We start from the raw sequence: 20,976 nt of genomic DNA on the forward strand, positions 1-20,976 counted from the left end.
TCAGAACCCTGTGTAACATGTCACGTGTTAGGCAGGGTTTTCTTTATTTATCAGCTAACAATACTAAAATGAGAATAAATCATCAGCAAAGGATATTGCCAGTGAGTCTCTCATCTCCCCCCACGATTAAATGCCACATTATAAGCCATTATCTTACAGAACAATCACAACCTGAACTGCAACGCTATGTCTTTTCATACACCATCACCATCAAAAATTTAGGTCGAGGCAACGCCCATTTACTTAAGCGGTATTGGTTAATCACTGATGCTAATAATAAAAAAATGGTTATTGAAGGCGATGGCGTTATCGGTCAACAACCACATATTAATGCTGCAGATGAGTTCACTTATACCAGTGGCACCGTCATCGAAACGCCCGTTGGTGTTATGCAGGGTCAATACACTATGGAAGATGATACGGGTAATGTATTTAAAGTTGAGATTGCACCATTTCGACTAGCAATACCGAACATTCTTCATTAACCTAATATGATTAATTTCATATTAATTAACGTATTAATAATGGGAGCACCATGGCGACTTATCTTGTCGGTGATATTCAAGGCTGTTTACCCGATTTAAAAAAATTACTGGCACAAGCTAATTTCGATCCCCTTAATGATCATTTATGGCTTGCTGGCGATCTGGTTGCGCGCGGACCAGAATCTTTAGAAACATTACGCTTTGTGAAAGCATTAGGTGATCATGCCACGGTAATATTGGGCAATCATGATCTGCATTTATTAGCGGTATCACATCAACCCGCACGCGCTAAAAAAAGTGATAATATTCATCAAATTTTCACTGCAGAAGACGGACCAGAATTACTTAACTGGTTACGCCACCAGCCACTACTAGCCGAGCATCCTCACTATCCACTGGTGATGGTGCATGCCGGTATCACACCACAATGGACACTTGAACAAGCACGTCAACATGCTCAAGAAGTTGAACAATTACTTCAGTCTGATGATTACTTGTGGCTGCTAAAAAACATGTATGGTGATGGTCCTGATTGGTGGCAAGAGGATCTTTCGCGCTTAGAACGGCTACGATTTACGATCAACAGCTTTACGAGAATGCGATTTTGCGATCCTCAAGGTCGATTGGATATGCACTGCAAAGTACAACCCAACGATCCCACTGTCGGTAATCTGATCCCTTGGTTTGACGTTAAACGAGATCAACCATTAGGAAAAACCATTGTCTTTGGCCATTGGGCAGCATTGATGGGTCATCAGGATGAACACTGTATTGGTTTAGACACTGGTTGCGTATGGGGCAATAGCTTAACCATGCTACGCTGGGAAGATGGACAACGATTTGTGACAGAGTGTCCACTCTACGCCTGATCAGTAGTTATAAAAATGCCGACAATCATTTGTCGGCATTCATGGTATCAACAAAACGATTTCAGCTATGATCGCTCTAAGATCACAAACTCCATCGCATACGCATTTTTGTCATCGGCATCATAATACTGGCTTTCAACGCGATGCCAATGATCACTCCACTCAGGAAATTGCGTATCACCGCCATCAATATCAGCATCAATAAAGGTTAAATATAATCTATCCGCTATAGGTAAACACGCCTGATAAATACTACCGCCACCAATGATCATTAGCTCAGGTGCATCACCAGCGGCTAATTTTGCAGCTGCCATATCACTAACGACAGTGACACCATCGGCACTAAAATTAAGATTACGGCTGATCACGATATTTAATCGCCCCGGTAATGGTCGACCAATCGATTCAAAGGTTTTACGCCCCATCACTATTGGTTTACCTAGCGTACAACGTTTAAACCATGCAAAATCAGCAGGTAAATGCCATGGCATACTATTGTCTTTACCAATGATCCGTTTGTGAGCCATTGCGGCGATCATACTGATCTTCATTTTTGCATCTCCATTTACGTTGCCAGTATTGGTTTTGTCATTCTATCGTAGTTATACCACAGGACGATGACGATAGAATAATAACCCCGGCATAGCTAACCCAATTGCTAATGCAGCCACAATAAATACCGCTTTCAGTACGTTATCAATCATCAATCCCCATAAAGCTAGCGAAAAGCCACGGTGATTAATTTCAACAATGGCAATCATGGCTTTAAAGGCAAATACCCCTGGTACCATAGGGATCAACGCAGCAACCGTAAACACTTTCGGATGAGCTAAAAAGCGGTGTGACCAATGAACACCGATCATGCCGACTAGAGTTGCAGCGGCAAGGGTTGACCATTCGATCGAAAGCCCCCAATGCATTAATAAAAACCGAGTCCCATGGCCAATAGCCCCACCAATAGCACAATATTTCAGGGCTTTTTGGGGAACATTAAATACCAATGCAAACCCTAATGCAGGGATCATCGCCAGTAACATATCATTCAGTAATGCCAACATTAATATCATAGTAACCACCCCCACACACCCAGTATGTTCATCGCGGCAATAATCCCCATACAGGTCGATAAGGTCAATAATGTTGCCATCGTCCAACGGGCTAATCCCATACTTGGAAAGCCTTTTACCATGTCAGCTACGGCATTAATTAATGGAAAACCAGGCACTAACATTAGTACCGATGAAGCCATCGCTAAAAAGGGTTGGGCACCTATATTATACACTTCGCCAAGGCCTGAAATTAAGGTGGTTACAAACGCGGTAACACCAAAATTTAACAGTGGATTAAAGTGATAACTGGCTATTTGTTGGCGGACATACATCCCCACAGATGAGGCGCAAAAAGTGAGTAAAAATACTGGCCAATCCCCTCCCGCTAAACGGCTAAATGCGGCACATGATAAGCCGATCATAACCACTACTATCCAACGATTATAACGCTGTATTTTGAGGTTTTCTAAGCGGTGTTGAACGTCATTACCATCCAATAATCCCCGCTCAACAAGAATACAGATACGCTGAATATCGGTCACTATTTGCATGTTGATACCACCGTCTTGGCATCGTCGAGTGGTGGTAATACAACAACCTAAATGACGAGTACTGATCACCATCGAACTGGCTGACAATGACACTTCAACATATTCTACACCGAGAGCTAAACCCAATCGACGGGTAACATCCGTAATAACAGAGCTCTCAGCGCCATGTTGTAATAACCGCTGGCCCGCCTCTATTGCCAATCGAGTCACTTTCCGTTGCTGAGCTTCACTTAACGGTAGTAATACGCGCTCCATGTCGATATCCATTTACAATCCATTATAAAAAACAATTCAGAATAACTAGCATACCGAAACCAGTCTCATAGGTGTTGATTAAGCACAAAAAAAAGCCACACCTCAATGGTATGGCTTCTTTCGCATATTGCACGATAATGGTTTATGGTTTATAGATGATTTCTACATCGTAATCATCTTCATTCCAATCATCCCAATCATCATCATTGTCGTCTTCATCCTGAACTTTCTTAATTTGTTCAGCGTGGTAATCATCCCACTTAAAGTCAACTTTATCGGCTTTCTGCTCTTCAATTTCGTACTTAATACGAGGCAGTGCATCGATAGCAATCATCAGATCATAAGTTAATTCTTTAGTACCAACACGGTTAAGAGCAGAAATGCTGTAATGCTGTCCTTCCCATGCTAATGCTTCAAGAACTTCATTGATCTTTTGTTGTGCTTGTTCTTCATCAAGAAGATCAGCTTTGTTAAATACAATCCAACGCGGCTTGTTACCCAGTTTATCACTGTATTGCTCAAGCTCATTAATGATCGTAAATGCATTTTCTACTGGATCAGAACCATCAGCAGGTAACAGATCAATCATGTGTAATAACACACGACAACGCTCAAGGTGTTTCAAGAAACGAATACCTAAGCCAGCACCGTCAGCAGCACCTTCAATTAGACCAGGAATATCTGCAACAACGAAACTACGCTCAGCATTAACACGTACCACACCTAAGCTTGGAACAAGGGTAGTAAATGGGTAATCCGCTACTTTCGGCTTAGCCGATGATACAGCGCGAATAAACGTAGATTTACCTGCATTAGGTAGACCTAGCATACCTACATCAGCCAAAAGTAGTAATTCTAGGCGTAAATGGCGAATTTCACCTTTACTACCCATACTCTTTTGACGTGGTGCACGGTTTACAGATGATTTAAAGCGGGTGTTACCTAGACCGTGGAAACCGCCCTTAGCAACCATCACTTTCATACCATGATCAGTTAGATCGGCAATTACTTCGCCAGTATCTTCATCGATAGCACGTGTACCTACAGGTACTGTTAATACTTCATCCTCACCGCGTTTACCGGTACAGTTACCGCCTCGGCCATTTTCACCGCGTTCAGCGGCATGGAAACGTTCAAAACGGTAATCAATTAGTGTATTGAAGTTTTCATCGGCGTAAAGATAAACATCACCGCCGTCGCCACCGTCGCCGCCATCAGGGCCGCCACGAGGAATGTACTTTTCAGTACGAAAACTTACTACACCATTACCGCCATCACCGGCATCGGCGCGAATAACCGCTTCATCTATAAACTTCATTTTTTTCTCCGCACTGTGGCGTTTAACATACTGCGATGAGGGAATTTAGCACATATCACCGCGTAGTAATTATTTCATGGACCTTGACTATTTGCTTGGGCTAATAAACTTATGGCCTATAGCACAACAAACAGCGCCACCTACCACAACTATAGCACCGAGATAACCCCATATATTCAAAGAGGCTGTCGTAACATATTGTGGCCAAGCCAAACTCGCAAGATCGACAAATAATATCGTAAACAAAGGAGCCAGTGTGATCACTGCACTCACTTGTGATGCTTGCCAACGTGACATTGCTTCTGCAAATGCACCATAGCCAACAAGCGTATTAATACAACAGAATAACAACATCCCTAATTGGCGGTTATCCATTGCGAAAATTTGTTGTGGTTGTGCCATTGGGGTCAGTATTACAGCACAGATAACATAAATCATCAGTAATATTTGTGCTGATGAAAATTGCCGTAATAGCCACTTCTGGGCCAGACCATAAACGACCCACACTAACGCGGCAGTAACAGCAAAGCTAACACCTACAGTATAGCCAGAAAAACTGGTAAACAGCTCAATAAGCCGTTCATTAAAGAATAAGATCAAACCACCAATCAGAGCAATTACACCCACAACTTGATGCCGACCTAATTTTTCTTTAAATACCCAAGCACTCGATACTAACAGCATCACTGGCGCTAATTGGATAAGAACTTGTACAACGTGAGAGTTTAAATATTTCAATGAGCTGTTATACAGCACAAAGTTCCCTGCAAGACCTAAGCTGCCGATGATTAACACCACACAACCCATGCGCCCAAGATTTGATATTATTGGTAATTTCTTACGCCACATTAAAAAAAGGCCTAAGCCAAATGCCGCGACAATAAAGCGGTACCAAACAATCGTAAAAGGATCCATCACTTCTACGGCTTGTTTCATTGCAATCGGTAAAGCGCCCCAAAAAACGGCGGTTGTCATTGCAAGAAAAAAACCAATCATAGGGCTGCGATCAATCATAAACCCTCCAGATATAAAAAGCCCCGCCAAAAAGGCAGGGCTTTAATATTCGTGTCGAATCTGAAAATTATTCAGCGTCGATAGATACGAATTTACGGTTTTTAGGACCTTTAACTTCAAACTTCACTTTACCGTCAGATAGAGCGAATAGAGTGTGGTCTTTACCTAGGCCAACGTTTGTGCCCGCGTGGAACTTAGTACCACGTTGACGAACGATGATGTTGCCTGCTAAAACAGACTCGCCACCAAAACGCTTAACACCTAGGCGTTTACTTTCTGAATCACGGCCGTTATTAGTAGAACCGCCAGCTTTTTTATGTGCCATCTTTAAATTCTCCTGTTATTAAGCGCTGATGCCAGTAATTTTGACTTCAGTGAACCACTGACGGTGGCCCATTTGCTTACGAGAGTGCTTACGACGACGGAACTTAACGATTTTAATCTTATCGCCACGACCGTGAGTAACAACTTCAGCAGTTACTTTACCGCCAGTTACAAATGGTGCGCCTACAGATACTTCTTCGCCATTAGCTACTAAAAGTACTGAGTCAAATTCAATGCTAGCGCCAGTTTCAGCATCTAGTTTTTCTAAGCGTAAGGTTTGGCCTTCGCTTACACGGTGTTGTTTACCACCACTTTGGAAAACAGCGTACATGTCTTACTCCGCTTCTCCGCACAGGCCATTTGCCACGTCTAAAATGGGCAATGGGTATGCGTTTAATCTTGTCATCAATAGGGCGCGAATGTTACGCGAAAAGAGACTTAGTGGCAAGCCATTCTCGAAAGAAAATTGGTGAAAAGCTACCCAACACAAAAACTGTTTGAAATAGCTGTATTTGAGGTTATGACGATATGGTTATTTTAGTGTAAGATTCACATATCAATTCAAAATATTTTCCGCCCTACGCGGCTAACAATCTTGCTGGACGTATAATGGATTTTAAAGCTATCCAAGCGCTCACCGCCAACGATATGGCGGAAGTCGACGCGAAGATACAGGCACAACTGAACTCAGATGTCGCCCTTATTAATCAACTCGGATTCTACATTGTAAACAGTGGTGGAAAACGTATTCGCCCCATGCTCGCTGTATTAGCAGCACGTGCACTTGGCTATGACGGTGATAAACACATCACAGCCGCTGCTTTTGTTGAATTTATTCATACTGCCACATTGCTTCATGATGACGTGGTTGATGAATCAGATATGCGTCGAGGCAAAGAAACTGCAAACGCCGCTTTTGGGAACGCCGCTAGTGTGTTAGTCGGTGACTACATTTATACGCGCTCATTTCAGATGATGACAAGCCTAAGATCCTTAAGGATCCTTGATATCATGAGTGAGGCAACCAATGTGATCGCCGAGGGTGAGGTGTTACAGTTAATGAACTGTAATGATCCTGACACATCCGAAACTAGCTATATGCAGGTGATTTACTCAAAAACAGCCCGTTTATTTGAGGCGTCAACTCAAATTGCAGCAATTATTGCTGATGCATCAACTGAGGTTGAAATTGCATTGCAAGAGTATGGTCGCTATTTAGGCACTGCTTTCCAACTCATTGACGATGTACTTGACTATATTGCCGATGGCAAAGAAATGGGCAAGAATGTCGGCGATGATCTTGCGGAAGGAAAACCTACGTTACCTTTACTGCATGCTATGCATCATGGCGATCAAGCCCAAGCAACAATGATTCGTGAAGCTATTGTACATGCTAATGGCATGGATAAGCTTGATGCTATTTTGGCTTGTATGCGTCAACACGGCTCATTAGAGTACACCCAACAACGCGCAGAACAAGAAGCACAGAAAGCCATTGCGGCTCTGGCTCCTATTGCTGATTCAGCTTACAAACAAGCATTAATTACACTCGCGCACATGGCAGTACAACGAAAAAAATAACCCCCTCCAATTTATAAAAAACCTGTCTTTATGGCAGGTTTTTTTATGCCTAATAAGCCAAAATAAACATAAGCTATAACACGATCAACCATGATCTATACTATCACTACCATCGATATATTATGTGTTATTGACCAAGAAGGTGATCATGGATATTAATCATTTAACAACGGGGATGTGGGTAGAATCTCATCACGGGGTAGGAAAGGTGATCGGCATAGATCATCAGCACCACTCAGTGATCATTGAGCACCGCGAAGATCATCAATTGCAGTCAATTAATATTGAAGATCTTATTGAGCAACCTCAACTGCATAGTGGTTGTGATCGTTATTATTGATATTCACAAAATTACGAATATAAAAAAGCGGCTTTAATTAGGCCGCTTTTTTATTCTAAAAATTATATCTACTTATTTTACGGCAAACTCTTCACCAAGAATGATATCTGCACGTAATGTATCAAGCATGCTTTCTAATGCATTTTGTTCAAACGCACTTAGTTTGCCATAGTCCATTACTTCTTCAATACCGTTTTTACCTAGCAAAACAGGTTGGGCGAAGAAACGTGTATGCTTGCCATCACCCTCAACGTAAGCACATTCAACCACACCTTGCTCACCTTGCAGCGCACGTACCATCGCTAAACCAAAACGACATGCCGCTTGGCCCATAGATAACGTTGCAGAGCCACCACCCGCCTTAGCTTCCACAACTTCAGTTCCTGCATTTTGAATACGTGGAGTTAATGCTTTTACTTCATCTTCAGTAAAACTTACGCCTTCAACTTGCGATAATAATGGCAAAATAGTCACACCCGAGTGACCACCAATAACGGGAACGCGAATATCACACGGTGAAACGCCTTTAAGTTCTGCAACAAACGTTTCAGAACGGATCACATCAAGAGTTGTAATACCAAATAACTTACGCTTATCGTACACACCTGCTTTTTTGAGTACATCAGCAGCAATTGCAACCGTGGTATTCACTGGATTTGTAATAATACCAACACATGCTTGTGGACATACCACCGCAATTTTTTCAGCTAATGATTTTATGATACCTGCATTAACATTAAATAAATCGGCACGATCCATTCCAGGTTTACGTGCAACACCTGCAGAAATAAGCACAACATCAGCCCCTTCTAACGCTGGTGTTGGATCGTCCCCACAATACCCTTTAATTGCTACAGGTGTTGGGATATGACTTAAATCAGCCGCAACACCGGGTGTTACTGGCGCTATATCATATAAAGCAAGATCTGAGCCTGCAGGTAAACGGTTTTTCAATAGCAATGCTAATGCTTGACCAATACCACCAGCCGCACCAATTACAGCAACTTTCATGTTCGTTCTCCTTTACGATAGAAGTATATTTATTAAAGTGGGTACAACCTAATCCAGTTAATAATAGTAGTAACTGAATAACAATCTATGGACGTTATATTAAGCCCCAAAAAAATACAATCATCTCCGACTCGCTTTGCGAAGTAACGCATAATCCCATAAAAATGCACCAAAATGCTTTTATCAGACAAATAAATTATAAATTTAATCATTACTATTTATTAACTAATTCCAGCCAATTAGTTATGGCAAAACAATGACAAACGTCGCAATAAATTTTTTTATTTATACCAAAAATGCGATTTCACATGTTTATTTTGATTCACTTTGTTTGCTAGTAAGTCACAGGTTATGCAAAAATGGTCTACCTCGTCCCTGTAGATAATATTTACTTATGCGAAATTCAGATAAACAAGAACGTTTAGTTAAAGCATTTAAATTAATTTTAAAAGAAGAAAAGTTCAGTTCTCAAGGTGAGATTGTTGAGGCATTAAAAGCACAGGGTTTTGATAATATTAACCAATCAAAAGTCTCTCGCATGCTAACAAAATTCGGCGCGGTACGTACTCGCAATGCCAAAATGGAAATGGTGTATTGCTTACCGATTGAACTTGGCGTTCCAACAATCACTAGTCCATTAAAAGAATTAGTGATGGAAATTGGCTTTAACAGCGCATTAGTTGTGATTCATACTGGCCCTGGCGCAGCACAAGTTATTGCTCGTTTACTTGATTCATTAGGCCGAGCGGAAGGGATCCTTGGCGTTGTCGCTGGTGATGATACTATTTTCATCACACCAACAAATAATATCACTACAACTGACCTTCACGAGACAGTATGTGATCTATTTGATTATAGTAATTAATCAATAATTAGGGTCTATCTCACTGTTAGAGCATTAAATAAATGCTCAAGAAATATAGACCCTGAGTTTTAGTACCATTCCAATTAATTAAAAATACTCAGCTATTTTTATGATGGTTGACGTTGATCATATCCCCACCGCGGAACCAGACCTTGCTCTATATTTAAATGATCTAATATTCGCGCCACCATAAAATCAACCAAATCATCAATGGTTTGTGGTTGATGATAAAACCCCGGAGCCGCAGGCATAATCGTCACCCCCAGTTGCGATAACTTAAGCATATTTTCTAAATGAATACTTGAGAATGGCGTTTCTCTGATCACCAGTAATAATTGACCGCGTTCTTTGATAACAACATCTGCCGCCCGTTCAAGCAAGTTATTTGACATACCATAAGCCACAGATGCCAACGTCGATGCCGAACAAGGACAAATTATCATTTGCTTTGGTGCCGCAGAACCAGATGCTACCGGTGAAAACCAATCTTCTTTACCGCAAACGACCAATTTTTCAGCTGAACACTGTAAATGTGCGACTAATTGTTGTTGTGCAGTATCAGGAGCTGCTGATAATTTAAGTCCATGTTCAGTGGCTAATACCACTCGAGCAGCAGATGAAATCAACAGATAAACCTGATAATCTGCCGCCAATAAACATTCAAGCAAACGCAAACCATAAGGAGCACCAGACGCACCCGTCCATGCTAATGTTATCTGTTTATTTTTCATTATTTCTCACTTTATTTTGCTGTTAATGCGGCTAATAATTTGTCATGAATACCACTAAAACCACCATTACTCATCACTAAAATCGTATCACCTGATTGAGCTGATTCAACAATATTAGCCACCAGCGTATCAATATTATCACTACAAAATGCAGGTTGAGAACATTGATCGGCAATTTCTTGCACTGACCATGGAATATTATCTGGTTGAAATAAAAACACTTCATCAGCAGCATGTAATGCAGGCGCTAAATCGTGTTTATGGACCCCTAATTTCATCGTATTTGAACGCGGTTCAAGCACAGCAAGAATACGAGACTTACCCAATTTAGCTCTTAATCCACCTAATGTTAATTCAATAGCCGTTGGGTGATGCGCGAAATCATCATAAACCGTAATGCCATTAACCTCGCCTTTATATTCTAATCGACGCTTAGTATTGATAAATTTAGCTAATGCCTCACACGCTAAATTTGCCGTTACGCCAACATGTCGAGCTGCTGCAATCGCCATTAAAGCATTATTGACATTATGATCGCCCACTAATGCCCAATCAACAGTACCGACTAATTGATCATCAAGATAAACATCAAACACACTGCCATCCGCCAGCTTTTTATCAGCACGCCAATGGCCATCATCACCGATATATTCCAACTCACTCCAGCATCCCATAGCTAGCGTCTCATCGATATTTTTCACTCCATGTGGCGCTAAAATACGTCCATTACTTGGTACTGTTCGTACAAGATGATGGAATTGACGCTGAATAGCTTTTAGATCATCAAAAATATCAGCATGATCAAACTCAAGATTATTCATGATCAATGTGCGAGGTTGGTAATGAACAAACTTCGAACGTTTATCAAAAAAAGCACTGTCATATTCATCGGCTTCAACAACAAAGAACATACTTTCACCTAGGCGAGCAGAAATGCCAAAGTTTCCAAGTACTCCGCCTACTAAAAAGCCCGGTTGATAACCACAATCATCTAATACCCACGCTAACATACTTGCCGTCGTCGTTTTACCATGCGTTCCAGCCACCGCCATTACCCAGCGATCTTGTAATAAATAATCATGTAGCCACTGCGGACCAGAGGTATAACGTAAATTGTTATTAAGCACATATTCAACACATGGATTACCACGGCTCATGGCATTACCAATAACGACTAAATCAGGCGCTGGTTTTAATTGTTCAGGATCATATCCTTGAATTATTTCAATACCTTGAGACTCAAGCATGGTACTCATTGGTGGATATACATTGGCATCAGAACCCGTCACTTTATGACCAAGTTGAGTCGCTAATGTAGCAGCGCCTCCCATAAATGTTCCACAAATACCTAAAATATGAATATGCATAACTGCTGTTTCCATCCTTAAATTTTATTAATGTCACGCTTTGACGTTACTTCGTTACCATAAAAAAGATCTTTATATACAATTCTTTATATAACAAAAAATACTGTGAGGCATTAGCACTCATTACACATTAAGATCTAACAAGTATACAACTGAACCTACATCATCTTATGACAACATAATGCAAGGATTGTTTATGACTGATATTAGAACGCTTGGTGAATTTATTGTCGAGAAACAGAGTGATTTTCCTCATGCCAGTGGCGAACTATCCTCACTACTCGGATCGATAAAACTAGCGGCTAAAATCGTAAACCGCGAAATCAATAAGGCCGGATTAGCCGATATAACCGGATCCGTTGGCACAGAAAATATTCAAGGTGAAGAACAACAAAAACTCGACCTTTATGCCAACGATAAATTCAAAGCTGCATTAGAAGCGCGCGATCAAGTGTGCGGCATTGCCAGTGAAGAAGAAGATCTAGCCGTTAGCTTTAAGCGACAGTTAAACCGAGATGCTAAATATGTAGTGCTAATGGATCCTCTTGATGGCTCATCTAATATCGATGTTAACGTATCCGTTGGAACAATTTTCTCTATTTATCGTCGTATATCACCCGTAGGCTCACCAGCCATTGATGCCGACTTTCTTCAACCCGGCCACCGCCAAGTCGCTGCGGGTTATGTTATCTATGGTTCATCCACCATGCTAGTTTATACCACAGGTAATGGCGTCCATGGTTTTACTTATGATCCCTCTCTGGGTGTATTTTGCCTCTCTCATGAAAATATGCAAATTCCTGTTGATGGTAATATTTATTCCATCAACGAAGGCAATTATATTCGTTTTCCATTAGGCGTTAAAAAATATATAAAATATTGCCAAGAATATGTACCACAAGATAACCGCCCCTACACATCACGCTATATCGGCTCTTTAGTGGCTGATTTTCATCGTAATTTATTAAAAGGTGGCATCTACCTTTACCCAAGTACTGCCAATTATCCCAATGGAAAATTACGGCTATTATATGAATGTAATCCGATGGCATTATTAATCGAACAAGCTGGCGGACGAGCAACAGATGGCCAACAACGTATTTTAGATCTCGTGCCAACCGAGTTACATCAACGGGTACCTTTTTTTGTTGGCTCAACCAATATGGTCAACAAAGTAGAAGCCTTCCTTCACGAAATAGATGAATAACAACCACTAAAATTCAAGGTGGTATTAACCACCTTGAGATAACCAATAATGTCTCCGGCCATCGTTATTTCCTCAACGACGGTGTTATGGTGGCGGTTGTGTTTAATATAAATAATGACAACCTCAATGCATGCAACATTTAATCAACACAAAAAGAGGACTATTCATGAGTTTAAATAAAGTCACAGCAGGACAAGATCTTCCTCACGATATTAATGTGATTATTGAGATTCCAGCCAATGCTGATCCTATCAAATATGAAGTTGATAAAGCCAGTGGCGCCATATTTGTTGATAGATTTACTTCAACACCGATGTTTTACCCATGTAACTATGGCTATATTAATCACACCCTTTCCCTTGATGGCGATCCGGTTGATGTATTAGTGCCAACCCCATATCCATTACTTGCAGGCTCAGTGATTCGCTGTCGTCCTATTGGGGTATTAAAAATGACAGATGAATCAGGTGAAGATGCCAAAATTGTCGCCGTTCCTCATAGCAAACTCAGTTCAGAATATGATCATATTCAAGACATAGATGATCTTCCAAACTTATTGAAAGCACAAATAGTTCACTTTTTTCAACATTACAAAGAATTAGAAGCTAACAAGTGGGTCAAAATTGATGGTTGGGAAAATGTAGCGGCAGCAAAAGAAGAAATCATCTCCTCATTTGAACGTGCACAAAAATAGCGATCAACGTCAATGAAGCACATACTAAAATATAAATTATTAATAACCATACTTAGTCTTACAGCTATAGTGCCAATAAGTTATGCCCAGAATGTTTCTGTACAACAATTTTGGCAACTACAGCAACAACAACCACATGTCATTATCGACGTTAGAACACCAACCGAGTTCTCACAAGGACATATCACTTCGGCTATCAATATCCCTTATCAAGATATTGCAACCATAGTGACGGCCTATAAAGATAAAGATCAACCGATCTTACTGTACTGTAAATCAGGTCGACGAGCAGAAATAGCAGCAACAACGTTACAAGAGCTAGGATACACCGCAGTATATAATGGGCGTAATTATCAAGATCTCAAAGCAACACAACCACATCCAATCCCATAATAACATGATAAAAAAAGCCCGATTATCACTAATCGGGCCTTTCATTATCAATGTACAGACGCTAAAGCATCAAGGTTGTGATTAATTAAATTCAAATTGGTAGAGTAAATCCACGGTCTGATCAAGACCAGAAACCGCTTCAACATACAGATTCTGCAATAATCGATAGCGCAAAGTAAATTCATCCACTTGGTTAAAAATACCCACCCCATACTTCACTTGCAACCCAGGAGCAATATAACCACTGATCGTCACTTGCGAATCATCACCCGCACCAGACGTTGATAAACTAAGATCTTTGACGCCCACGGCCTCACCAACATCACCGACTAATTGGCCACTTTGTGCTAACCCCATACCAATCAATGCGGTTGTCATGGCACTGTTACTACCATCGGAGTTTTCAGAATCAAGATTCTTACCCGTTAAAATATATGACAAGGCATTTTGTTGCGGCATCGCTGGATCTGAGAAGATATTTACTTCAGGTTTATCAGCCGGGCCAGTAACACGTACACCAGCAATCACATCATTTTCAACATTATCTGGATCACGAATCGCTTCGATAGAAAGATAAGGTTGTTCTGCTGGACCATTAAACAAAATTTGTCCTTTACGGATCAATAACTCTTGTCCTAGTGCGCGATAGTACGATCCTTTAGCAATATTGACTTCACCATAAATCATCGGTCCTTTACCTGCTTGGCGGACATTTAAATCCCCCAACAAACTTGCTTTTAAGCCAAATGCAGACAATTTAACATCATCTCCAATATGAACAAAAATATTGGTTTTAATATCAAATGGTACTTCTGGTTTTTCTTTTAATGGCTGCATGTCATCTTTTAAGATCACTTGATCTTTTGATACTCTCACCGCTGATTTAGGTAACTGATTAACTGTAATTCGTCCCCACGGGATACCGATTTTTCCGGTAATTTCAGCCATTGTTGGTGATGCTTCAATCGTTAAATCTGGCGATACCTTCAATGCAACCATTGGCGGTACACTTACTTTTAACTCTTTACCATTAATATTCAGCTTCGTTTTCCAAGCCTTCATATTCTGCCAATCACCAGTACCCCGCAGCAATAACTGTCCATCTGGCGTATAAATATTACCGATCAGATTGGCGTTATAACCATTAAAGGCCAGCTTAATATCTGCATTTTTAATATCTAATGGTACTTTACGTCCCGTTGCCTCTAGCTGAGACACTTGTAATAAGCCATTAACCGCAGGATGTAAGATAGGCCCGGTCACGGTTAAGTTCGTATCAACTTGACCATCAAACTTATGATAATCTTTGATCATCGGTTCAAGGAATCCGAGGGTAAAACGATCAAGCTTAACATTGGCATTGATCTGCTTATCACCTTGCAGATGAGTGATCTTTGCACGACCACTTAAATCACCATTATTCTTAATCGCAACTAACCAATTCGCATTTAATACATTATCTTGCATATCCGCATTAACGGTCACTTTATCCCAGCCTAACGTTAGCGGTTGTTCATCACTACTGATCTGTTGGCTAAAACCACCAGCAGGCATAATGATATTCGCTTTTAGATAAGGCGCTGTTTTAGGTGACCATTTAGCGGCAACATTCGCACCTAGTTCACCCGTCACTTTTAATTCTGGCGGTAAGAACGGTTTTAACAAATCAAAGTTAAATTTACGAATAGCTAACTGCGCTTGACCTGACGTTCCGGCACTAAGATCATTAGTTAAGCAAATACCCGCTTGCCCTTGTTGCCAACAATGCGCACCAACAGTTGCCATCGCGGTTTTAAGATCATAACGAATTAAGGTCGGATGATTAAGTACCCAGTCACCTAAAGGCGTACTAATATCACCTTTAACTAATGTACCTTTCCAGCCCGTTTTCTTATTAAAGTCACCATTGATCAATATATTAGCACCAACAGGTTCACCTTTTACATTGACACTTAAACTGTGTTGTTGCTCAGTACCTTTAAATAAGATCTTAAGATCATCAAGGGTTGTTGTGCCATATTTACCTTTCGCAGCGGTCAAACTAACATCCGCCTTCATATCAGGTAAAGGCGTCACATTACCTTTAAGATCAAACGAAGCTAAGCTTGCTAACTGTTGCCAACCTAAATCATTACCTTGTAAATCAAGCTTAATATCCGGAGTCGCCATACTGCCCGATAACATCACATTACCATTAACAGCACCATGAAGACCTTTTAATGATTTAGATAAATTCGGTGCATCAATATTAGCAACCATATTCCATGTTTTATCTAGCTGGCCTTTCACCACCATTCCATTCGGACCATGTTTTAATGTTAGCCCTGGCGTATTGACTCGAAGTAAGTCACCTTTACCATTAGCATCAGATGCGTCTAACTTACCAACCAACGTTAACGCTTGTTTCATGATGGTGCCGTTAACTGCCAACTGTGGCAATTTAACAAACCAACCACCTTGCTTGGTTAAACCACCGGAAGTCGCAAGCTTACCACTTACATTGCCTTGCGCTGCTGGCCATTGTAAACCTGGTTGAATATCAGAAAATTGTAGTTGCCCGCTCCAATTAACTAAATCTTTCCAGCTCGCTTTTGCGTTACCAGAAATAACACCACCCAAGGTATTAATTTTTAATGATGAAAGGTCAACCTTATTAAGATCGCCTTTACCATTAAGCGCAAACATTACAGCAGGTATCGGTTTACCATTAATGTTACTTTTCGCATTAAATGTAAAACCGTTCAAGCTGCCTTTCGCATCAATAATAGTCTTATCAACCGTAAATTCAGCCGGCTTATCGATTGGCCACTGTAGGTGTTGGCTAGAGATTGCCACATCAAATGGAAAATCAGCCTTTAGCGGTGATAACTTGCCTTTAACAATAGCGTCTAATTTGCCTTTAAGCTGCGCATCAATAACGAGCTTTTGTAATGAACCACTCGCTTTTAACGTCAGCGTTTGACCACTAACCGGCTTCATTGCGATATTAGCATCAGCATTTAGTGTTAAAGGATAATCACCCGCTAATGTTACTTGTGCCTTCGCGTTTAAATTCGCTTGTGGCGCATCAAGCTGTAGCTTTTTAAGGTTAATTTCACTCCCTTTTCCTGATGCAATCACTTCAAGTAAAGATACTTTTTGCGGTGTTTTACCTTCTAATTCGAAATTTTTAACTGTAAAACGTTCAATATCAAACGACATTGGTAATACGACATCTGGCAATGTGATAACGGTAGCATCAGATTTAGCCTTAACATTTAATTTTGGCTTTGATTTCGATTTTACAGATTTTTCCGCAGGAGCAAGTGCTAACTTAATATTATCCCAATCGGTCGGCTTTAACGTTACATGGCTACCAATAACCGTTGCGGCAGTAGAGAAATGTTGCCAATTCACCTTATTCGATAAGATATCAAGATCAATATTATTTAAAGTAACGTGATCAACTTTAATGGGAATAGGCAGACTAATTTCAGTTACCGGTTTTGATGGTTGCTCGGGCTCAGTGGTTGGCGGCAATGTTGGCATTGAAAACTTAACACCGTTAACCCCTACATCTGAAATACAAATTTCAGGCGTCAATAAACAGCTATCATCCAAGGTTAGATTTAGCTGTTTAACGGCTAAATTCATATTACTGTTTTGATAGCGTACATTATCGACTTGAAAACCACGTAATAGAGAGCCTGAAGTATCACCTATAGATAACGCAGGTAAAGCTTTTTGCGCTCCCCAACTGGCAAATTTCAACCCTGCTGGGGTATATAAGATCACTGCAATAGTGATCACTAAAAACAATAAAATTGCTAAAATAGTCAGGGATATGCGCTTCACCCAGATCATAATTCAGGCCCTAAAGAAAAGTGAAGTTGAAACTTATCCTTGTCGGGTTTATCAAGCCCCCAAGCAAAGTCAATACGAACCGGACCCACAGGAGATGCCCAACGAACACCAAAACCAGTACCTCGCATCCAATCCGGTTTGTTGTCATTCCATGTCGAACCATAATCATAAAATAATGCACCCCACCAATCGCCATATAAACGGTATTGGTACTCAATACTGCTGGTCGCCATATATTGGCCACCGACCATACGACCTAAATCATTACGCGGTGAAATAGACTCATAGCCATAGCCACGAATACTATTATCACCACCAATAAAGTAGCGTAATGATGGTGGAATATCACGAATGTTATCTGCCAGTACAGCTCCCCCCGCAATACGGAAAAGGCCTCGTTGGTTTTCACTTAAGGTGCGGATCCATGCCGATTTTGCTTGTATACGAATTAAGCTCGTATTTGAACCTAACGATTTATCTGCAAATTCCACGGAAAAATTATACTTACTACCAGACGTTGGGAATACACCACCAGTAAACTGACTCTTACTGTAGGAAAGCCCTGGCAAGAAGATATTGAAGGTACCACTCTCATCACCACCCTGCTTATATTTTTCATTAAGCCAATGCAGTGAAACTGTACGCTCCCATCCAGAAGTTAACTTCCAGTGGCGTTCAACCCCTAAACCAAATTGAGTACTAATGGTATCGTGATTATCAACGTAACGAATACCGCCAACAATTTGATAATAATTATTTAAGACGTCATCTAATGGGATTTTATAGGCAGCCTCAAGTTTCGGCTGCTCTTTGGATATCTCGGATTTAAGGTAAAAACTGTGACCATTACTGGTGACCCAAGGTTTTTTCCAATTAAATTTTAAGCGCGGACCCGTATCAGTTGAAAAACCAATACCCGTTTCAATTTGATTTCTAACTTGAGGAGTTAAAGCAACCTCAATCGGGATTTTATCATCCTTACGCTTGGTAACATCTCCACCAACATAAATAGATGAAAACCAGCCAACGTTAGATAAGCGTTCATTATATAACCCTAATTTAGAGGCTAAATAAGGTTCATTTTCAGTATATGGGATCATTGAACGAAGGCGCTCATCCTTAATTTGACTCCCTGTAAAATTGGTATCACCAAAAGTATAACGGCGTCCAGAGTCAAAATCTATCGTGATAATTGCTTCATTACGGGTAGGAATAACACCTAATTCACTTCTTTTCAGCTCAGCGTCAAAGTAACCGCGGCGCACTGCCAGACTTTGTAACGCTGATTTTAAGGCTTCATATTTACCCTGATTAAGCGCCATTCCAACGCCTAATCCGCTATTTTTTAATAATGAAACAAAGGCAGGATCATTATTAGCCTCCCCAGTAATAATAATATTACTTTGGCTAATATGAGTACGAGGGCCAGCATCAACAGTAACAATTATATCCGTCTTTTTGCCACTCCCTTTAACCTGATAGTCATACGTTGGCTGATAATAGCCTAGCGCTTGTAATGCTTGACTGATTTCAGATTTAACCTGCTCTTGAAAGCGTAAGGTATTACTATAGTCATTTTTAGAAATAGCCGATAAATAGGCATCTACATTATCTTCAAGGCTACTGTTTAATCCCTTAACTTTAAGAGATGCCGCCATTACCGGACTTGATAATACTAAGGCAAAAGATGCAACACCTAGCCATTGATAAACTTTATTCATTCGAATTATGCTTCTTGGGAAAATTTAGATTCATTCACATTTTCTATTTTGGCAAATGGTGCCGCTCTATACCAACAATAGCTACGAATATTATTAATAATAAATAACTCACTGCAAATATGTATCATTAATAACACATTCTATTAGTTTCATTTATTTAAAGTCGAACAGCTCTTCTGATGATCATAAAAACAACTTACATAATTAAAGTGTTACATAGCCATCAAATAACTCTAGCTAAATTATCTCTATTTTTCAGATAATATAAAAATATAGCCTAACAGGGACATAAAATTTATCAATATGCATCGCAAAATAAAAACCCATTACTACTCTAAGTTTTATTTTATTCCGATTGATGCTTATTATCATAAAATTTATTAGTCATAACCTACCGTTGTAGTTGTATTATCAGTAAAATCAAGCCTCATTTAAACAATAATAATTGAAAGTGCCTGATTCACTTTAGATAGTAGATTTAACACTTTAATATCTGTCGATTAGGTAAAAGCAAACGCCCATATTCAAATTTAAAACAACTAATTCCATTGATAAAAAGTCGCCCCTTAAAAAAAATCGACAAATTTCGCCACCTGAATAGGACGATAAACTTGAGATATCCTCACATAATAACAAGTAAAACAGGGGTCATTACTAATAAATACATGCAAACAATCTGCCACATAAAATCAACTGAGAATTAAGTAAAATATTACTATTAAAAGTGCATAGTCCGTGATGACAATATTAAAAAACACGATTCTATAGCTTGTTACAAGTAACGAACAAAGATAAATAAATTCACTAATAAATTTATATTTATTGCTTAAGAAATATTAATGGTAGCCGTTATTAATTAAGGATCTAATCGTCAGTAGGTATTTCATAATAACAATAACATAGCCCCTATTAAAAAATATTCCCATAAAACGGCCAATAATTACAGTATCAATACCAACAACACAATATTGAAACTCAGTCACATTAAACGTCTACCATATTCCCCTAAACTTAATCCTATTGAACAAGTTTGAAGCTGGTCCCAACAGCACTATCTTGCAAATCAAAATCTGTATTACATAAAATCACTTTAATAAATCGGCTATATGTGTCATTAAAATATATTCAAAAGATTAGATTAACATAACCAGTTGATTTTCCAGATCGGCATAAGCATTATGATAGCCATTTTCTATAGACGAAAAAAAACCTGAATCTTTCGATTCAGGTTTCTTCAAAAATGGCGGAGTGGACGGGATTCGAACCCGCGACCCCCGGCGTGACAGGCCGGTATTCTAACCAACTGAACTACCACTCCGCAGTGTCTATTCAGCATAAATGCAACTTGTTGTCTCTAT

At 40.0% G+C, this 20,976-nt stretch carries 21 protein-coding genes and 1 tRNA gene; 8 read left to right on the plus strand and 14 right to left on the minus strand.

Going from position 1 to position 20,976, the window contains the following annotated elements:
* The first annotated feature begins 68 nt into the window (after positions 1 to 68).
* Positions 69 to 485: a Co2+/Mg2+ efflux protein ApaG gene (apaG, locus tag GLP24_RS13125; protein ID WP_233462193.1), complete on the plus strand. Its 417-nt coding sequence runs from the start codon at positions 69 to 71 to the stop codon at positions 483 to 485.
* Positions 486 to 535: 50 nt separating this feature from the next.
* Positions 536 to 1,354, plus strand: a complete 819-nt coding sequence (locus GLP24_RS13130) for a symmetrical bis(5'-nucleosyl)-tetraphosphatase (protein WP_152654003.1) — start codon at positions 536 to 538, stop codon at positions 1,352 to 1,354.
* A 65-nt stretch (positions 1,355 to 1,419) separates the two neighbouring features.
* Here the strand turns inward: GLP24_RS13130 and folA are convergent, their stop codons facing one another.
* From folA to rplU, 7 genes are all read right to left on the minus strand, one after another.
* Positions 1,420 to 1,905, minus strand: coding sequence for a type 3 dihydrofolate reductase (gene folA / locus GLP24_RS13135; RefSeq protein WP_232579218.1), 486 nt, complete (start codon positions 1,903 to 1,905; stop codon positions 1,420 to 1,422).
* Between the two features lie 51 nt (positions 1,906 to 1,956).
* Positions 1,957 to 2,421 (minus strand): threonine/serine exporter family protein, encoded by a 465-nt coding sequence (locus GLP24_RS13140; protein ID WP_232579219.1) that lies wholly within the window; start codon positions 2,419 to 2,421, stop codon positions 1,957 to 1,959.
* A complete protein-coding gene (locus tag GLP24_RS13145) occupies positions 2,418 to 3,221 on the minus strand; it encodes a threonine/serine exporter family protein (protein ID WP_194164830.1) in 804 nt (267 codons plus the stop codon). Before GLP24_RS13145 ends, GLP24_RS13140 begins: the two co-directional genes overlap by 4 nt.
* A 130-nt stretch (positions 3,222 to 3,351) precedes the next feature.
* Positions 3,352 to 4,527 (minus strand): Obg family GTPase CgtA, encoded by a 1,176-nt coding sequence (cgtA, locus tag GLP24_RS13150; protein WP_101769201.1) that lies wholly within the window; start codon positions 4,525 to 4,527, stop codon positions 3,352 to 3,354.
* An 87-nt stretch (positions 4,528 to 4,614) separates the two neighbouring features.
* Positions 4,615 to 5,541 (minus strand): DMT family transporter, encoded by a 927-nt coding sequence (locus GLP24_RS13155; protein ID WP_101769200.1) that lies wholly within the window; start codon positions 5,539 to 5,541, stop codon positions 4,615 to 4,617.
* Between the two features lie 67 nt (positions 5,542 to 5,608).
* The gene (gene rpmA, locus GLP24_RS13160) at positions 5,609 to 5,866 is read right to left on the minus strand and encodes a 50S ribosomal protein L27 (protein ID WP_036796188.1); all 258 of its coding nucleotides are present in this window, start codon (positions 5,864 to 5,866) and stop codon (positions 5,609 to 5,611) included.
* Between the two features lie 18 nt (positions 5,867 to 5,884).
* On the minus strand, positions 5,885 to 6,196 hold the full coding sequence (gene rplU, locus GLP24_RS13165; RefSeq protein WP_045028003.1) for a 50S ribosomal protein L21: 312 nt from the start codon (positions 6,194 to 6,196) through the stop codon (positions 5,885 to 5,887).
* Positions 6,197 to 6,474: 278 nt separating this feature from the next.
* Here rplU and ispB point away from each other — a divergent pair, with 278 nt between their 5' ends.
* Together ispB and GLP24_RS13175 are read left to right on the plus strand one after the other, a co-directional pair.
* Positions 6,475 to 7,446, plus strand: a complete 972-nt coding sequence (gene ispB, locus GLP24_RS13170; RefSeq protein ID WP_101769199.1) for an octaprenyl diphosphate synthase — start codon at positions 6,475 to 6,477, stop codon at positions 7,444 to 7,446.
* A 148-nt stretch (positions 7,447 to 7,594) separates the two neighbouring features.
* On the plus strand, positions 7,595 to 7,786 hold the full coding sequence (locus GLP24_RS13175; RefSeq protein WP_232577619.1) for a hypothetical protein: 192 nt from the start codon (positions 7,595 to 7,597) through the stop codon (positions 7,784 to 7,786).
* Between the two features lie 72 nt (positions 7,787 to 7,858).
* Here GLP24_RS13175 and mdh read toward each other — a convergent pair whose 3' ends face one another.
* Complete coding sequence (gene mdh, locus GLP24_RS13180) at positions 7,859 to 8,797, minus strand: malate dehydrogenase (RefSeq protein WP_232577621.1); 939 nt, start codon at positions 8,795 to 8,797, stop codon at positions 7,859 to 7,861.
* Between the two features lie 394 nt (positions 8,798 to 9,191).
* On the opposite strand from mdh, the gene argR reads away from it, so the two are divergent.
* A complete protein-coding gene (gene argR, locus GLP24_RS13185) occupies positions 9,192 to 9,662 on the plus strand; it encodes a transcriptional regulator ArgR (protein WP_101769196.1) in 471 nt (156 codons plus the stop codon).
* 107 nt (positions 9,663 to 9,769) lie between these two features.
* On the opposite strand, the gene GLP24_RS13190 is transcribed toward argR, so the two are convergent.
* Positions 9,770 to 10,393 carry a flavin prenyltransferase UbiX gene (locus tag GLP24_RS13190; protein ID WP_101769195.1) on the minus strand — a complete coding sequence of 208 codons (624 nt, stop codon included), beginning with the start codon at positions 10,391 to 10,393 and terminating at the stop codon, positions 9,770 to 9,772.
* 11 nt (positions 10,394 to 10,404) lie between these two features.
* Positions 10,405 to 11,760, minus strand: coding sequence for a UDP-N-acetylmuramate:L-alanyl-gamma-D-glutamyl-meso-diaminopimelate ligase (mpl, locus tag GLP24_RS13195; protein WP_232577622.1), 1,356 nt, complete (start codon positions 11,758 to 11,760; stop codon positions 10,405 to 10,407).
* Between the two features lie 196 nt (positions 11,761 to 11,956).
* Here mpl and fbp point away from each other — a divergent pair, with 196 nt between their 5' ends.
* The 3 genes from fbp (at position 11,957) to GLP24_RS13210 (ending at position 14,054) form a co-directional block, all read left to right on the plus strand.
* A complete protein-coding gene (gene fbp, locus GLP24_RS13200; protein WP_232577628.1) occupies positions 11,957 to 12,967 on the plus strand; it encodes a class 1 fructose-bisphosphatase in 1,011 nt (336 codons plus the stop codon).
* A gap of 166 nt (positions 12,968 to 13,133) precedes the next feature.
* Positions 13,134 to 13,661, plus strand: a complete 528-nt coding sequence (gene ppa, locus GLP24_RS13205; RefSeq protein ID WP_232579222.1) for an inorganic diphosphatase — start codon at positions 13,134 to 13,136, stop codon at positions 13,659 to 13,661.
* 12 nt (positions 13,662 to 13,673) lie between these two features.
* A complete protein-coding gene (locus GLP24_RS13210; RefSeq protein ID WP_232616136.1) occupies positions 13,674 to 14,054 on the plus strand; it encodes a rhodanese-like domain-containing protein in 381 nt (126 codons plus the stop codon).
* 81 nt (positions 14,055 to 14,135) lie between these two features.
* On the opposite strand, the gene tamB is transcribed toward GLP24_RS13210, so the two are convergent.
* From tamB to GLP24_RS13225, 4 genes are all read right to left on the minus strand, one after another.
* Positions 14,136 to 17,897 carry an autotransporter assembly complex protein TamB gene (gene tamB / locus GLP24_RS13215; RefSeq protein ID WP_232616137.1) on the minus strand — a complete coding sequence of 1,254 codons (3,762 nt, stop codon included), beginning with the start codon at positions 17,895 to 17,897 and terminating at the stop codon, positions 14,136 to 14,138.
* Positions 17,894 to 19,618, minus strand: a complete 1,725-nt coding sequence (gene tamA, locus GLP24_RS13220) for an autotransporter assembly complex protein TamA (RefSeq protein ID WP_232616138.1) — start codon at positions 19,616 to 19,618, stop codon at positions 17,894 to 17,896. Before tamA ends, tamB begins: the two co-directional genes overlap by 4 nt.
* A gap of 478 nt (positions 19,619 to 20,096) precedes the next feature.
* Complete coding sequence (locus GLP24_RS19965) at positions 20,097 to 20,201, minus strand: DUF1107 family protein (protein WP_232604051.1); 105 nt, start codon at positions 20,199 to 20,201, stop codon at positions 20,097 to 20,099.
* A 658-nt stretch (positions 20,202 to 20,859) separates the two neighbouring features.
* Positions 20,860 to 20,936: transfer RNA gene (locus GLP24_RS13225), tRNA-Asp, on the minus strand.
* Positions 20,937 to 20,976 lie beyond the last annotated feature (40 nt).

This window comes from Photobacterium carnosum, from assembly GCF_021236965.1.
Classification (GTDB): domain Bacteria; phylum Pseudomonadota; class Gammaproteobacteria; order Enterobacterales; family Vibrionaceae; genus Photobacterium; species Photobacterium carnosum.